Raw genomic sequence first — 14,641 nt, 5'->3', positions numbered from 1 at the left:
ATGATCGCAAAAAGAGACATAGACCTCGATTTATCGCCGACGTGAAAAAATGTACGCCACCGCAATCGAAGCAATGCTTAACCAAAATGTAAAATAGCCGATTTGTGGCGTATATTGCGCCAACATTCGATATTGTGGCATCATCCCAAACACATAATCAATAACATCGTTATGTAGCGTCCAAATGGCTGCCACAACAACATGAATGAAGGACATCCGATAATAAGAAGCATACAACAACGCTTGCACGGCCATCGCTCCGTGCGATACAACGAGCATCCATCCCGCCCAACCGAGTTCTCCTGTCACAATAAATACAAGCATGTTCATGACAACAGCCCAAATGCCGTATTTCACAAGCGTGACAACCGCCAACGCTTCCATTAGCGGCCAATGTGTATGACGAAGCCATGCAATTAAAACAAAAACAAAGAACAAACTCGCTGTTGGGCTGTCAGGCACAAACGGAAGAAAAATCGTTGGCGTTTCGGATAATTGCGGCCCATACCATATGTAACCATAAATTGTCCCAATGACATTGACGATCAATAATAGTATAAGAAAAGAGCGATGCATCAACCAATCACGTATGTGTAACATATATTGACCTCCCATATGTACAAAAAAGCTGACTGATGTTCAGTCAGCTTTTACAAATTATTCTGCTTTTAAACCTGCAACGAACTCTGCAAGTTTTTTCAACTCTTCATCTGTTCCTTTAAAAATGCCAGCAGGCATGCCACCTTTACCATTTTTCGCAATGTCGGCAATTTCTTCAGGAGATAACCCTGTACCAACAAGCGATGGTGCAGCTGGACCGCCTTGCAAGTTTTCACCGTGACATGTTAAACATGTGTTTGCTTCTAAAATTTTATATCCTTCTGCATTTTTGTCGATCTCTACTTCTGCGCGAATTTTTCCTTGCTCAGCCGCTGCTTCCCAGTCGTGCGTGACGACAGATTCCCATGTTAAGAAAATAATTGCAGCAAGCGTAAGCAACATCATACCGACAGCAACCGGACGCTTCGATGGGCGACGCTCCGGACCACGATCTAAAAACGGTGCAAGCAATAACGCTCCGAATGCAAGTCCAGGAATAATAATTGCCCCAACAACCGTATACGGACCAGATGCGTATGAGTACTTCAATAGCTGGTATAAGAATAAAAAGTACCAGTCTGGAAGCGGAATATAGCTTGTATCTGTCGGATCCGCAATCCGCTCAAGCGGCGACGGATGCGCAACAGTTAAACATAAAAAACCGATCAAAAAGACAGCACCGACCATCCATTCTTTTAATAAGAAGTTTGGCCAAAACGCCTCTGTTTTCCCCGGATATTCGGAATAGTCTTTCGGAATGTTCGGCTTGCGCGTAGCAGGCACGCGCGAGTCGCCGACAAATTTCATCCCTTTTCCGCGATGCATAGCATTCCCTCCCTTATACTAAATTTTACAGCGGACCAGAAATACCTTGTTTTCGAATCATTAAGAAATGGGCAGCCATTAATCCCAATAATGCTGCTGGCAAGAAAAATACGTGAATAGCAAAGAAGCGTGTTAACGTTTGAGCACCAACGATTTCATGATGACCTGCCAATAACGTTTTAATCGCCGGACCGATGACTGGCGTCGCTTCAGCAATTTGCAATCCTACTTTTGTCGCAAAGAGCGCTTTCATATCCCAAGGCAATAAATAGCCTGTAAAACCAAGACCCATCATTACCATAAAAATAAGCACACCAACGATCCAGTTTAATTCACGTGGCTTTTTATAAGCGCCTTGGAAAAATACGCGCAACGTATGTAAAAACATCATCACAATAACAAGGCTTGCCCCCCAGTGATGCATGCCGCGTACAATTTGTCCAAACGCTACTTCGTTTTGTAAGTAATAAACAGATTCCCAAGCGTTTTTAATGTCTGGTACGTAATACATCGTTAAAAACATACCAGATAAAATTTGGATGACTGTAACGAAAAACGTCAATCCACCAAAGCAGTAAACAAATGCTGAAAAGTGATGCGCAGGGTTTACGTGCTCAGGCACTTCATGATCTGCGATATCGCGCCACAAAGGCGTAATATCTAGCCGCTCGTCAACCCAATCGTAAATCTTGTTAAGCATGTATTACGCCTCCCCTCGTGGTTTCGCTTTACCTAAATACAACGTGCCATCTTTTACTTCATACTCATAACGGTCTAATGGAGCCGGTGGCGGCGTATTTGGTACGTTCGTTCCGTCCTTTTCGTATAACCCATAGTGACAAGGACAGAAGAAACGGTTTGGATTGTTTTTGTCGCCGTTCCAGTTCACCGTACAGCCAAGATGTTTACAGATTGGTGATAGCGCAACAATATCCCCATTTTCATCTTTAAACACCCAAGCTGATCTTGGCTCTTCCGACTCGTACCACGCATCTTTTACTTTTACTTTAAAGTCAAAGCGCTGTGGCTCTGTCGTAATGTCCTTCACTTGGGCTACAGCAACCATATCTTGCCCAGCTTCTTCTTTTAAAATCGGATCTAAGGCGAAGCGCACCATCGGTGATAAAATGCCCGCTGCCATAAATCCGCCTACACCTGTTAACGTGTAGTTTAAAAATTGCCGTCTTGACACGCGATGCTTTTTCTCGCTCATCGTTTTCCCCCCTCTATACGAAGTTAAGTCCATCCGGACGAATTGTTATAACACATATATAAAACTAGGACAACCTAATGATATATCATGTTTCCATCAAGGTCAATATAATGATAGTGTAAACGCTATCTAATTTTTTAACGTCCATTTTGCCACTAACGCATCCATCACTTGCTCGACTTGTTGGCGCACGACTTTTTGCTTATATGTGTCATCTGCATGTTCAAGTGGAAGCGCTGGCACATAAACAAACGTTTCATCTGCGATATCCGCATGGGAAGTGATGAAACATACGTGTTGAAATCCTGCTTGTTTCAACATGTTTGTCCATTCTTGCACACGCGCTTGTATTTGCTCTTGTACGAAGTATGTTAACGGCGGAAATAGCATCACCCTCCCTTTAAATTGCCGTTCCACTTCATTTGCAATAAGCGATACATGCTCGCTCATTTCAGCAAACGCTTTCATATTTGTGCTCCCTATCGGTATGCACGGAATAAGTGCAGTGTCCACGTACTCCTTTGTTTGTTCATACATATCTACATCTTTTGCTGTCCATTTCATTCAAATCACTCCTTATGTTTCCATCTTACACGAAACTTATATGTATTTTTTTGAACATTTTGTGACAAATATATACATCGTAAAAAGCGTTGCGAAACCACGGGGTTAACGCAACGCTTTTAATTGTTCGGTCAGCTCGCGAAATTTTTGTTCATCTTGCTGATCTAGCGCCTCATCAATTAACCGCATAATTTTTTGGCGTTGAAAATGTTGAATCGATTGATGAACGATTGTTTCAACGAGTTGTTCATCTTGCTTGTTCGTTCTTTTTGGCATATATGGATTTTCTTCGAGTACCGCCACATATTGTGGCGAATGGAAAGCACCGCGAAAATTCAGCTGAATGTAAATATCTTCATCACGATTTAAACGAATGTCGTGAAACGATTTTTCTGCATCTGTCGTAACGACGTTTTGCTTATAAAATCGAAATGGCACATCGTCGACACAATGTGTTGACATCATCATGCCGCGCGGACAATATTCTGCATGTTCAACAAAGTGCACTTTTTCCATAAGCGTATCATGACTAAGTAAGTAGTTTAAAATCCACACACATTCACGACGTTTTAATTGATAATTGTTTAAAAACCAACGAACAAACTCTTTCTTCTCCCGAACGGAAACCATTCCCTTCCCCCCTTGCATCCGAATGACAGCTTCATTCAAACTGCAACATCATATGGGCAACCTCTTCGTTTGTCGGATCGATACGCAATAGTTGTTCAAATATATCTTTTGCTTTCTCTCTTCTTCCCTCCTCAAATAAAAAATAGCCAAAATCATATAAAAAGTTTGGATCATCTTTAAAAAAAGTATATGCCTCTTCATAATGATTTAATGCCTGATCATACATTTCAAGCTTTTGCTTCGCCTTCGCAAGCTCCCACTCAAATTGTGGATCGTATTCGCCTTGTTCGATCGCTTGTTGAATGACATGTACAACGTCTTCGTACCGCTCCTCATGAAATAGTAAACTCGTCTGTATAAACAACGCTTCTAAATAACCTGGATCAATGTCAAGTGCTTTTTCAATGTACGTTAGCGCTTCCTCTCGTTTTCCGAGCTTTAATGCAATCTTTCCTGCATAGACGAGCAATTGTTTATTCCATTCATCAATCGTTAATCCTTCTTTTGCTATTTCGTAACTTTGTTGTATATCTCCTTCTTGTTCATACGATTTTGCTAAAAATAAATAAAGAGGTACATACTCACGATCGAGCGCCTTTAACTCGCTTAATTTTGCAATAGCTGTTTTATATGCTTCTGCTTGATACGCAGTAAATCCGTATTGAAATAACGTATGGGCATCGAAGCGTTCACTTAGCGCTTGTTCATAATAAGATAGCGCTTGTTCAAATTCACCAAGCAAGCTGTACGCTTCCGCTATGCGCTGGGCGATGACAGTACCTGCAATCGTTTTCGTTTTCGTGATGATTTGTTCATAATATAGCAAACTTTTTTCATATTGACCGTTCGTAAAATATAACTCCGCTAACGCAAATTGAACAAGCGGTTCGTTCGGCATTTTTTCATACGCTTTTAATAGTTTTTGTTCACTTACTTCTTCTAATCCTTGCATTTGATAAAGGTCGGCCATTAACAAACATGCGCGCACATAATATGGGTCATCTTCTTCTATATCCATCAACAATTCAAGCGCTTCTTCTTCTTTATCCATCTCTGTATATATTTCTGCTAAAAAGAGTTGTAGTTCACGTTCGTCTGGATAACGTGTAAGCAACATATGAATGAGCGATTCCGCTTCTTCTAACAATCCCCACGAAAATAGTTGGTCAGCTAACGTATATCGCTCTTCATCGCTTCCGTTTTGTTTTATTTGTTCCGCAAGCGCTAATGCGCGCTCCACATCTCCTTGTTCAACGAGTTGCACGATTTGATCTAATTTTCCCATCAATCTCACCCTCATCATTCGTATCGTCACGCTTTATCATACCATCGAACAAATAAGCATGCAAAAAAAGAAGCTGATCCGTCATGGAATCAGCTTTGTAACATGCGAAGATGATCAAAAAACGTCGGATATGATACTGCAATTGCTTCGGGATGCTGAAGGGTGACGCTTCCTTTTGTGATGCACGCTGCGATCGCTAACATCATGCCGATGCGATGATCACCGTAGCTATCGACAACCGTATTTTCTGCATAAAGCGGTGTTTTTCCATGAATAATCATTCCGTCTTCTGTCGCTTCGATATCGGCGCCAAGCTTCCGCAATTCGGACACAACTGTTGCGATGCGGTCCGTCTCTTTGACTTTCAATTCGCTTGCGTCTGTAATGATTGTTGTCCCTTCGGCTTGCGTCGCTAAAAGAGCAATAATCGGAATTTCATCAATTAATCGTGGGATGATATCGCCACCGATATGCGTTGCTTTCAGCGTCGAAGTGCGCACTGTTATGTCAGCTACTGGTTCGCTGTCTTCGTTGCGAACATGTTCGATAGAAATATCCGCCCCCATTTCAATCAACACATCAATAATACCTGTACGCGTCGGATTGATTCCGACATGTTTTAACGTAATTTCGCTGTTCGGGACGATCGCACCAGCGACTAAAAAGAAAGCAGCAGAAGAAATATCGCCCGGCACTTCTATATCAATCGCCTGAAGCGTTTGTCTCCCTGTAACAGAAACACTTAATCCATCAACGCGCACGTCTGCACCGAATGCCCGCAACATACGCTCGGTATGATCGCGCGATTGATGTGGTTCAATAACCGTTGTTGTCCCTTCCGCATGCAAACCAGCAAGCAAAATGGCTGATTTGACTTGCGCACTTGCAACAGGGGAATGATATGTGATTGGCTGGAGTTGTCCGCCTCGAATCGCTAACGGCGTGTAGCGTCCTTCCTCTCTCCCGTCAATGTGCGCCCCCATTTGTTTAAGCGGTTTTGTCACGCGATCCATTGGCCGTTTTGCGATCGAATCATCCCCGATTAAACAAGCATGAAACGGGCAAGCGGCTAAAATACCTAACAATAAACGGGTAGTCGTCCCCGAATTCCCGACGTTTAATATATGTGTCGGTTCTTTTAAACCTTCAATCCCTTTGCCTTCTACAATCACTTCATTGCCGTTTTGCGTAATAGTCACACCCATTTTGCGAAAACAATCAATTGTACTTAAACAGTCTTCACCTGTTAAAAAATTTGTTATTCGCGTCGTTCCGTTCGCTAATGCACCAAACATCACTGCGCGATGAGAAATCGATTTATCTCCCGGAACAGCAATTTCTCCTCGTAATGCGTGGATATTTGTTTTTAACTCCATTATTCCACCCTCTTTTACACAACGTACGTTTCATAATTCGTATTCGCTTCAATGCAACGTTTCGCTCGTTGACGGTCATCTTCTGTTTGAAAACTTAAACGAAGCACACCGTAAATATCTTCACGCGTTTCGATAATGCGAATATTTGTAATGCTAATGCGCTCTTTTGCTAAATAACCTGTAATTTCTGAAATAACCCCCGGGTAGTCTGGCACATCGACGTATAAATCGTAAAAGGAAGGGATCGCTCCTTTCGTTCGAACAGGCAACCCGTCACGAAACTGTTTTGCTTCATGAAAATAGTGATAAATGCGCTCACTATCCCCATCAGCAACATACGTACGAATTTTTTTCATTTCCTCGATCCAACGATCAAACAGTTGCAACAATTCCTCTTTATTATGTATAAAAATATCGCGCCACATTTCTGGATTGCTTGAAGCGATGCGCGTAATATCACGAAAGCCACCCGCGGCTAATCGGCTTACAAGTTCATCTTCTCGCTCATATTGTTGTGCCTGATGAACGAGGCTTGCAGCAATGATATGCGGAAAGTGGCTAATAACACCGGCGATGCGGTCGTGCTCCCTCGGCGTTAATGTAACAAAATGCGCTTTCGTTCCTTTAAGCCATTGTTTTAGTCGTATGACATCTTCTTCTTTCACATGTTCTGTTGGTGTTAAAATGTAAAAAGCATTTTCAAATAAATGGGCACGCGCAGCCGCCACACCGCTTTTATGCGAGCCAGCCATCGGATGTCCGCCGATAAACGCCACTCCTTTTTCTAATAACGGCAACGCTTGCTCGACAATGCGTTCTTTTGTACTTCCAACATCGGTTATAATGACGTGCGATCGTAACGGAAGATGAGCTAATTCTCGAAGCAATTGCTCTGTTTGAACGACAGGTACAGCAAGCACGATGACATCTGCTTCACGCGCAGCGTGAGCAAACGAAGGGACCGCTTCATCAATGACGCCAAGCGAACGAGCTAAACGTAGCGATTCGTTCGATACGTCATATCCAATCACTGTCGCGTCCTCATGCGCTCGCTTGATCGCAAGCGCAATCGAACCACCAATTAAGCCGAGACCGGCAATTAAAATGTTTCCTCGCAAAGATGCTCACTTCTTTCTTTCAACATGTTTGTTAACGCACGAATAACCGTTTCATTTTGTTCCGTCGATCCGACTGTAATGCGCACAGCTGTCGGAAAGCCGAGGGCGCATCCTGAACGAACGATGATCCCGCGCTGAAGCAAATACGTAAATACTTCGTCACCACTAAAGCCGAAATCAATTAAAATAAAATTCCCTTCCGACTTGTAATAGCGCAAACTATGCTCCTCACAAAATGAGTAAAATTGCTCTAAACCTTGTTTATTTTTTTGTGCACATTGTTGAATAAATGTTTGGTCTTTTAATGCAGCGAACGCAGCGGCTTGAGCAAGACGAGACGTATTGAACGGTTCACGCGCTGGTTCAATCGCTTGCAGAAGATGTTCATGTGCAATGCCATATCCGATACGAAGTGCGGCTAACCCGTACGCTTTAGAAAACGTGCGTAAAATCATCATATTTTCATATTGTTGAAGCAAAGAAACCGTATTCGGATAATCTTCCGCTTGCACGTACTCATAATACGCCTCATCGACAACAACGAGCACATGTTGTGGCACTTTGTTTAAAAAAGCGCGTAAAGATGCGTCATTCACATACGTCCCTGTCGGGTTGTTTGGACTGCAAATCCAAACGACGCGCGTATTATCATCGATCGCTTCAAGCATCGCTTCTAAATCATGATGTCCGTCTTGAAGCGGAATTTCTCGCACTTCCGCGCCTTCGATGATCGCATTATGACGATATTGTGGAAACGTCGGCGTAGCCATTACCGTGTTCGTTCCTTTTTGTAAAAATGCCCGACAAATGATTTGAACGACTTCATCGGAACCATTTCCGAAAATAAGTTGTTTTTCACTAATACCAATGTGCGCTGCGAGCGCCTCGCGCAACGTTCGGCTATATCCGTCGGGATATAACGCTAAATGGTCAAGCTCAGCAATAATCGCTTGTTGAACAAGCGGTGAACAACCGTACGGATTTTCATTTGACGCTAGCTTAATGACCGTTTCTAACCCGTATTCACGTTTCACTTCTTCAATCGGCTTGCCCGGTTGATACGGTTTTAGTTGTTTCAGTTGTTGTTTCACTTTCATTTTTCCTCACCCTTTTCAATGGTTCAATGAGCGAAGCGACATATTGGGAAAAAGCGATGAGCGCATGTTCGCGTGCATGCACGTCGTTTAATTCGTCTTGAAGCTGTTCAATTTTTTGCACAATAGCGCTACCGATAACGACACCATCACATATATGTTGAAGTCGCTCTACTTGTTCAGCCGTAGAAATACCAAATCCAACGACGATAGGAACACGGCTATATGATTTTACTTGTTGCAAAAATTCGTGCAATTCCGCTGGCAATGAATCCCGAATGCCCGTTACACCTAACGATGACACGCAATACAAAAACGATTGGGCTTGCGATGCAATCATCGCGATGCGCTCATGAGACGTTGGAGCGACAAGTGAAATATAAGGAATGTCATATGTGTCGCCTAATGTTCTCATATGCTCGCTTTCTTCAAACGGTAAATCTGGAATAAGCACGCCGCTCGCACCATTTTGTTGCGCTAAAGCAAAAAAGCGTTCTTCTCCTAATTGTAACACAGGATTGTAATACGTAAAGACAATAATCGGAATTTTTACACCTTTTTTTCTCATTCGCCCGATGAGTTCAAGCGCTCTTGTTAAGGTCATTCCATTTTTTAGAGCTCGACTCGCTGCCCGTTGAATAATCGGCCCATCTGCAAGCGGATCGGAGTACGGTACACCGAGTTCTAATATCGTTGCACCTGCCTGTTCAAGAGCAATAGCTAAATCGATCGTCACGTCTTCAGATGGATCGCCCGCCACGATAAATGGAATAAAATGTTTCATTTCCGTTCATCCCCTTCCAAATAGTTCATCACCGTTTGTACATCTTTATCGCCTCTTCCCGATAAACAAACGAGAATCGTTTCATGTTTTGAACGAAGGGGGGCGATTTGAAACGCTTTGGCGAGCGCATGCGCAGATTCGATTGCTGGAATGATTCCCTCTGTTTCTGCAGTCATTTGAAGTGCTGCAATCGCTTCCTCGTCCGTTACACTTTCATAACGAACGCGACCAATTTGTGCCAAATATGCATGCTCTGGTCCAACGCCTGGATAATCCAATCCCGCTGAAATGGAATACGGTTCAGTAATTTGCCCATGTTCGTCTTGCAATACGTATGTGAGGGAACCATGAATGACACCTTTTGTTCCTTTTGTTATCGTTGCGGCATGCTCCGTCGTATGCACACCTTTTCCGGCTGCCTCAACGCCAATACATTCAACATCATCCTCTAAAAATGGATGGAACATTCCGATCGCATTACTTCCACCGCCAACACAAGCAATGATTGTGTTCGGCAGTTTTCCTTCTGCTTTTAACATTTGTTCGCGCGCTTCTTCGCCGATAATACGTTGAAATTCACGCACCATCATTGGATATGGGTGCGGGCCAACGACGGAACCAATCATGTAAAAATGATCGTCACAATGCTCGACCCAATAACGAATCGCTTCATTTGTCGCATCTTTTAATGTACGATTGCCGCTTGTTACTGGAATGACTTGTGCACCAAGCAGTCTCATACGAAATACGTTTAATGATTGCCGTTTCACATCTTCTTCGCCCATAAATACTTTGCATTCCATCCCAAAACGAGCGGCGACGGTCGCTGCGGCTACGCCGTGCTGTCCTGCACCTGTTTCAGCGATAATTTTTCGTTTTCCCATTCGTTTTGCTAACAACGCTTGCCCGATCGCGTTGTTTATTTTATGGGCACCTGTATGGTTTAAGTCTTCACGTTTAAAGTACATTTTCGCCCCGCCTAATCGTTCTGTCAAGTTTTTTGCAAATGTTAAGGCGGTCGGACGACCTGAATATTCATACAAATGATGCATATATTCCGCATGGAACGAAGGATCGGTCAATGCTTCATGCAATTGGCGCTCTATATCAGCTAACGGACGCATTAATGTTTCTGGAACAAACTTTCCACCAAACATGCCAAAGCGACCACGTTCATTTGGCAATGTCAACATATTTTCACCTTCTGTTCAATTTGTTTTATTTTTTGTTCATTTTTTTGCTCGTTTTCTTCAATTCCGCTACTAATGTCTATACCAAACGGTTTATAGACTAACAATTGCTCAACATTGTTCGGCGTAATGCCTCCAGCAATGAAGCATGGAACACCTTGGCGAGTCGCTTCTTCCATGTAATACGGAACAACGCTCCAATCAAACGAGATGCCTGTTCCGCCCCACGCTCCTTTCCGACCGCTATCAATAACAAAGCCGTCCGCGATTCCTTTCCAAGCGCGCATATATGTCCACGCCTCTGGGGCATGATGAATCGCTTTCCAAACGGGGATGTGAAACGATTCTTTTAATTGTTTCACCGTCTGAACCGTCTCCATGCCGTGACATTGAATAACCGATAAAGGAACGTGTTCCAGAACAGAAGCGACAGAGCAAATCGTTGGGTGGACAAAGACGCCAACGATTTGTTTTGCACCAAGTTCAACGAAAGATAACCATTGTTTCACATCTTTCGGTTCGACCTTCCGTTTACTTTCAGCAAAAACGAACCCGATATAATCCGCCTTGCTGTGTGCAACAAGCTGTACGTCATGAAATGAGCGATTACCGCAATATTTTAAAACGGTCATACATACCGCTCCCCAAATAATTCATAAACGGCCACACCAACATCTCGTTTGCGCATAAGCGCTTCACCGACGAGCATCGCGTGAGCACCTGCTTGGCGAACAGTTTGTACGTCATCATATGTGTGAATGCCACTTTCGCTAACAATGATGCAATTCGGCAAAAGCGGAACAATTTGTTTTGTGACATGAAGCGATGTGTGAAACGTCGTTAAATCACGATTGTTAATACCAATCACTTTCGGTGTGAAACGTTTTAAAATCGCTTCAACTGTTTTTGGAGCGTGCACTTCTACTAAACATTGCAATCCCATTTCGTGCGCTTCTTCATATAGTTCATGCAAAAAACTCGGATCAAGCGCTTCACCAATGAGTAAAATCGCATCTGCCCCAATACGCACACTTTCGATAAGTTGTTTGCGATCAATAATAAAGTCTTTACGTAAAATTGGGATTTGCACGTGTCGTTTCACTTGCGTCACATACGAACGATGGCCAGCGAAATATCGTTCATCTGTTAAAACAGATACGGCATCCGCACCTGCCTGTTCGTATGAGCGGGCAATATCAACAACATTCACATGTTGTCGAATGATTCCTTTCGATGGTGATGCTTTTTTCACCTCTGCAATCAGTCCTAAAACACGATGCGGTTTTGCTAAAGCATCGTAAAACGAACGGCGTGGAAGTTGTTCGTACATTTCAGGCAATTGTAACGATGCCACTTCTTCTCTCTTTGTTTGCAAAATTGCCTCAAGCATACATCACACCTCGCAATCGTTGCAAATACGCATATGCACGCCCTGTTTCAATCGCCTGTTTCGCCATATTTACTCCATCGATTATATCGGTTGCCGCACCAGCAACGTATAAAGCAACGCCGGCATTTAGTAAAACGATATTTGTCGCACTTTCATTTGCACGTTGAGCAAATACACGTTCAATAAGGTTGGCGCTCTCGCTCACGCTACGAACGCATATGTCAGATAAACAGCCGCGCGGTAATCCTACGTCTTCTGGTGTGATGATGTGTTGAGTCATATGACCGTCTTTTAGTTCAATCAATTGCGTTTCTGCGGCGATGCTACATTCATCTAACCCATCACTGCTTGTGACAAACACCGTATGTTCTGTTCCGATTTGTTGTAGTGCTTCCGCCATGTTTCGTGCATCTTTTTCATTAGGTACGCCAATAATTTGCCTTTTTGGGAGAGCTGGGTTGACAAGCGGACCGAGCAAATTAAATACTGTGCGCATTTTTAAGCTTTGGCGAACAGGTGCAACATGTTTCATCGCCTCGTGATAAAAGGGAGCGAATAAAAAAACGAGCCGATGTGTACGCAATGCTTGCTTTGCTTCTTCTTCTGTCTTTGGCATCGGAATAAGGAAATGCTCGATCACATTGGCACTTCCGCTTGTCGATGAGACGGCACGATTGCCATGCTTCGCAACAGGGATATCGAGCGATGCGACAAGCAAGGCCACCGCTGTCGAAATATTGAACGTCCCTTTTCCGTCTCCACCTGTTCCACACGTATCAATGACCGGTTCGTCGAACGAAACCGTTCGCATTCGTTCACGCATCGCCCGAATAAAACCAACAAGCTCATCGACCGTTTCACCGCGAAAACGCAACAAAACTAAAAAAGCAGCTACTTGTTTTTCGTCCACTTCCCCGCTCATCATCGCATGCATCGCCTCATACGCTTCTTGTTCCGTTAACGTTTGTTGGGCGGCACATTTATGCAAAAATCGTTCAAACATGTTGTTCCCCTCCTTTAAATACGCGTTCTGCAAGCTGAATGGCATGAATTAAGGCGCTCGCCTTATTTCTCGTTTCTTTCCACTCCAGTGCAGGCGATGAATCGGCAACAACTCCAGCACCAGCCTGCACATATGCCACTTTATTTTTTAATACTGCTGTGCGAATTGCTATGCACGAATCAATGTTGCCATCGAAGCCGATATATGCAATCGTTCCCGCATATACGTTGCGGGCGGTCGGCTCTAACTCTTGAATAATTTGCATCGCCCGAATTTTTGGTGCTCCGCTCACCGTCCCGGCAGGAAAAGCCGCAAGGAGCGCGTCAAGCGGGTGAACGTCATCGCGAAGCGTTCCCGTTACTTTTGAAATTAAATGCATAACGTGCGAAAACTTCCCGATTTGCATCAATTGTGGGGTGCGCACCGTTCCATATTTGGCAACGCGACCGATGTCGTTGCGAGCTAAGTCGACAAGCATGTAATGTTCCGCTCGCTCTTTTGGGTCATGAAGTAACTCGTTCATAAGCGCCGCATCTTCGTGCTCATTTTTACCGCGACGCCGCGTCCCTGCAATTGGATCAATTTCAAGCTCTCTGTTTCGTACTTGGATCAGTTTTTCTGGGGAACTGCCAACAATAAGTTCTTCACTAAGTTTTAAATAAAATAAATATGGCGATGGATTTAATAGACGCAACAAGCGATATAGCTCGATTCCATCAATGGGCGTTTCGATCGCAAATCGTTGCGACAAAACGGCTTGAAAAATGTCTCCACTTGCAATGTACGTTTGAATGTTTTGAACCGCTTTATAAAACATTTGTTTGTCCATATTTGAATACACACGCTCAAACGAAACCGGTATATTCGGATCAACCATCATGTGCGCTTGCTCATCATAACCGTGAACGATTTTGCGTGCCAACTCATCTATTTTTCGACAAGCAGCCTCGTATTTTTCGGCTTGTTTTGCTTCATCATCCATTTCTGTTAAACGAACGTAATGAATGAGTAATAGCTCTTTTTTTACATGATCGAAGGCGAAAAGTGATTCACAAACGACAAAATGGACCATTTTCATTTGCAAATCGTTATACGCATGATATGGGACTTTCTCAATGGAAGAAATAAAATCGTAGCTAATATAACCGACAGCTCCTCCACGAAATGGGACGTCTAATGATAACAGTTGAACGTTTAAATGATGTTGCATCATTGCAAATGCTTCTTGTATTGTTGCTGTACACGCGAGCACTTGTTGATGTTCTTTCACAAAAAATTGTTTGCCGTCATCGCTTTCAATCGATACAAACGGGCGAATGCCGATGAATGAATAGCGCGACCAAGGGGACATATCGTCTTTGCTTTCAAGCAAAAACGCTGCCTCATCACGTAACGCCATCAATAGTTGAATCGGTTGAAGCGTATCTGCAAAAAAACGGCGTACAATCGGAATCGTTCGAAACTGGGAAGCTGTTTGTAAAAATGTAGCTATATCCATGATCGTTCTCCTTTCTTGGAGAATGAACATGAGGGGAAACGAAGAGGGAAACAAAAAGCCTAAAGACGGGC

16 protein-coding genes are annotated in these 14,641 nt (G+C 43.4%); all 16 read right to left on the bottom strand.

Translation table 11 applies throughout. The annotated features are described in order from the left end of the window. Positions 1-30: 30 nt before the first annotated feature. On the bottom strand, positions 31-600 hold the full coding sequence (locus tag NSS60_RS06350; protein WP_004889892.1) for a DUF1405 domain-containing protein: 570 nt from the start codon (positions 598-600) through the stop codon (positions 31-33). A 57-nt stretch (positions 601-657) separates the two neighbouring features. Then, on the bottom strand, positions 658-1,425 hold the full coding sequence (locus tag NSS60_RS06345) for a menaquinol-cytochrome c reductase cytochrome b/c subunit (protein ID WP_004889891.1): 768 nt from the start codon (positions 1,423-1,425) through the stop codon (positions 658-660). Between the two features lie 25 nt (positions 1,426-1,450). Continuing rightward, the gene (qcrB, locus tag NSS60_RS06340) at positions 1,451-2,125 is read right to left on the bottom strand and encodes a menaquinol-cytochrome c reductase cytochrome b subunit (protein ID WP_003394570.1); all 675 of its coding nucleotides are present in this window, start codon (positions 2,123-2,125) and stop codon (positions 1,451-1,453) included. Positions 2,126-2,128: 3 nt separating this feature from the next. Beyond that, positions 2,129-2,638 carry a ubiquinol-cytochrome c reductase iron-sulfur subunit gene (locus NSS60_RS06335; RefSeq protein ID WP_004889888.1) on the bottom strand — a complete coding sequence of 170 codons (510 nt, stop codon included), beginning with the start codon at positions 2,636-2,638 and terminating at the stop codon, positions 2,129-2,131. 129 nt (positions 2,639-2,767) lie between these two features. Next, positions 2,768-3,202: a YpiF family protein gene (locus tag NSS60_RS06330; protein ID WP_004889887.1), complete on the bottom strand. Its 435-nt coding sequence runs from the start codon at positions 3,200-3,202 to the stop codon at positions 2,768-2,770. A gap of 105 nt (positions 3,203-3,307) precedes the next feature. Beyond that, positions 3,308-3,832 (bottom strand): ReoY family proteolytic degradation factor, encoded by a 525-nt coding sequence (locus NSS60_RS06325; protein WP_004889884.1) that lies wholly within the window; start codon positions 3,830-3,832, stop codon positions 3,308-3,310. Positions 3,833-3,863: 31 nt separating this feature from the next. Next, the gene (locus tag NSS60_RS06320; protein ID WP_004889881.1) at positions 3,864-5,117 is read right to left on the bottom strand and encodes a tetratricopeptide repeat protein; all 1,254 of its coding nucleotides are present in this window, start codon (positions 5,115-5,117) and stop codon (positions 3,864-3,866) included. A gap of 89 nt (positions 5,118-5,206) precedes the next feature. After that, entirely contained in the window at positions 5,207-6,493 is a 1,287-nt protein-coding gene (gene aroA, locus NSS60_RS06315) for a 3-phosphoshikimate 1-carboxyvinyltransferase (protein ID WP_004889877.1), read from the bottom strand. A 14-nt stretch (positions 6,494-6,507) separates the two neighbouring features. Further along, positions 6,508-7,611 (bottom strand): prephenate dehydrogenase, encoded by a 1,104-nt coding sequence (locus NSS60_RS06310; protein ID WP_004889876.1) that lies wholly within the window; start codon positions 7,609-7,611, stop codon positions 6,508-6,510. Further along, positions 7,593-8,708, bottom strand: a complete 1,116-nt coding sequence (gene hisC, locus NSS60_RS06305; protein ID WP_064221158.1) for a histidinol-phosphate transaminase — start codon at positions 8,706-8,708, stop codon at positions 7,593-7,595. The genes NSS60_RS06310 and hisC overlap by 19 nt, the downstream gene beginning before the upstream one ends. Then, positions 8,650-9,489, bottom strand: a complete 840-nt coding sequence (trpA, locus tag NSS60_RS06300; RefSeq protein ID WP_004889870.1) for a tryptophan synthase subunit alpha — start codon at positions 9,487-9,489, stop codon at positions 8,650-8,652. The genes hisC and trpA overlap by 59 nt, the downstream gene beginning before the upstream one ends. Continuing rightward, positions 9,486-10,682: a tryptophan synthase subunit beta gene (gene trpB, locus NSS60_RS06295; protein WP_004889865.1), complete on the bottom strand. Its 1,197-nt coding sequence runs from the start codon at positions 10,680-10,682 to the stop codon at positions 9,486-9,488. The genes trpA and trpB overlap by 4 nt, the downstream gene beginning before the upstream one ends. Further along, positions 10,676-11,311 (bottom strand): phosphoribosylanthranilate isomerase, encoded by a 636-nt coding sequence (locus NSS60_RS06290; protein WP_004889863.1) that lies wholly within the window; start codon positions 11,309-11,311, stop codon positions 10,676-10,678. The genes trpB and NSS60_RS06290 overlap by 7 nt, the downstream gene beginning before the upstream one ends. Next, on the bottom strand, positions 11,308-12,069 hold the full coding sequence (gene trpC / locus NSS60_RS06285) for an indole-3-glycerol phosphate synthase TrpC (protein WP_004889861.1): 762 nt from the start codon (positions 12,067-12,069) through the stop codon (positions 11,308-11,310). Before trpC ends, NSS60_RS06290 begins: the two co-directional genes overlap by 4 nt. Next, on the bottom strand, positions 12,062-13,072 hold the full coding sequence (gene trpD, locus NSS60_RS06280) for an anthranilate phosphoribosyltransferase (protein ID WP_004889858.1): 1,011 nt from the start codon (positions 13,070-13,072) through the stop codon (positions 12,062-12,064). The genes trpC and trpD overlap by 8 nt, the downstream gene beginning before the upstream one ends. Then, positions 13,065-14,570 (bottom strand): anthranilate synthase component I, encoded by a 1,506-nt coding sequence (trpE, locus tag NSS60_RS06275; RefSeq protein WP_004889855.1) that lies wholly within the window; start codon positions 14,568-14,570, stop codon positions 13,065-13,067. The genes trpD and trpE overlap by 8 nt, the downstream gene beginning before the upstream one ends. Positions 14,571-14,641: the final 71 nt, after the last annotated feature.

Source organism: Anoxybacillus sp. FSL W8-0382, assembly GCF_038003845.1.
In the GTDB taxonomy this organism is placed as follows: domain Bacteria; phylum Bacillota; class Bacilli; order Bacillales; family Anoxybacillaceae; genus Anoxybacillus; species Anoxybacillus flavithermus_G.
This window is presented reverse-complemented; position numbering and strand designations above follow the sequence as displayed.

What these genes read in the sequence shown, in the direction of transcription:
- qcrB (WP_003394570.1), bottom strand. Translation starts at nt 2,125, where the DNA reads ATGCTTAACAAGATTTACGATTGGGTTGACGAGCGGCTAGATATTACG.
- trpE (WP_004889855.1), bottom strand. Translation starts at nt 14,570, where the DNA reads ATGGATATAGCTACATTTTTACAAACAGCTTCCCAGTTTCGAACGATT.
- aroA (WP_004889877.1), bottom strand. Translation starts at nt 6,493, where the DNA reads ATGGAGTTAAAAACAAATATCCACGCATTACGAGGAGAAATTGCTGTT.
- hisC (WP_064221158.1), bottom strand. Translation starts at nt 8,708, where the DNA reads ATGAAAGTGAAACAACAACTGAAACAACTAAAACCGTATCAACCGGGC.
- NSS60_RS06330 (WP_004889887.1), bottom strand. Translation starts at nt 3,202, where the DNA reads ATGAAATGGACAGCAAAAGATGTAGATATGTATGAACAAACAAAGGAG.
- trpC (WP_004889861.1), bottom strand. Translation starts at nt 12,069, where the DNA reads ATGCTTGAGGCAATTTTGCAAACAAAGAGAGAAGAAGTGGCATCGTTA.
- trpD (WP_004889858.1), bottom strand. Translation starts at nt 13,072, where the DNA reads ATGTTTGAACGATTTTTGCATAAATGTGCCGCCCAACAAACGTTAACG.
- trpB (WP_004889865.1), bottom strand. Translation starts at nt 10,682, where the DNA reads ATGTTGACATTGCCAAATGAACGTGGTCGCTTTGGCATGTTTGGTGGA.
- NSS60_RS06325 (WP_004889884.1), bottom strand. Translation starts at nt 3,832, where the DNA reads ATGGTTTCCGTTCGGGAGAAGAAAGAGTTTGTTCGTTGGTTTTTAAAC.
- trpA (WP_004889870.1), bottom strand. Translation starts at nt 9,489, where the DNA reads ATGAAACATTTTATTCCATTTATCGTGGCGGGCGATCCATCTGAAGAC.
- NSS60_RS06350 (WP_004889892.1), bottom strand. Translation starts at nt 600, where the DNA reads ATGTTACACATACGTGATTGGTTGATGCATCGCTCTTTTCTTATACTA.
- NSS60_RS06335 (WP_004889888.1), bottom strand. Translation starts at nt 2,638, where the DNA reads ATGAGCGAGAAAAAGCATCGCGTGTCAAGACGGCAATTTTTAAACTAC.
- NSS60_RS06290 (WP_004889863.1), bottom strand. Translation starts at nt 11,311, where the DNA reads ATGACCGTTTTAAAATATTGCGGTAATCGCTCATTTCATGACGTACAG.
- NSS60_RS06320 (WP_004889881.1), bottom strand. Translation starts at nt 5,117, where the DNA reads ATGGGAAAATTAGATCAAATCGTGCAACTCGTTGAACAAGGAGATGTG.
- NSS60_RS06345 (WP_004889891.1), bottom strand. Translation starts at nt 1,425, where the DNA reads ATGCATCGCGGAAAAGGGATGAAATTTGTCGGCGACTCGCGCGTGCCT.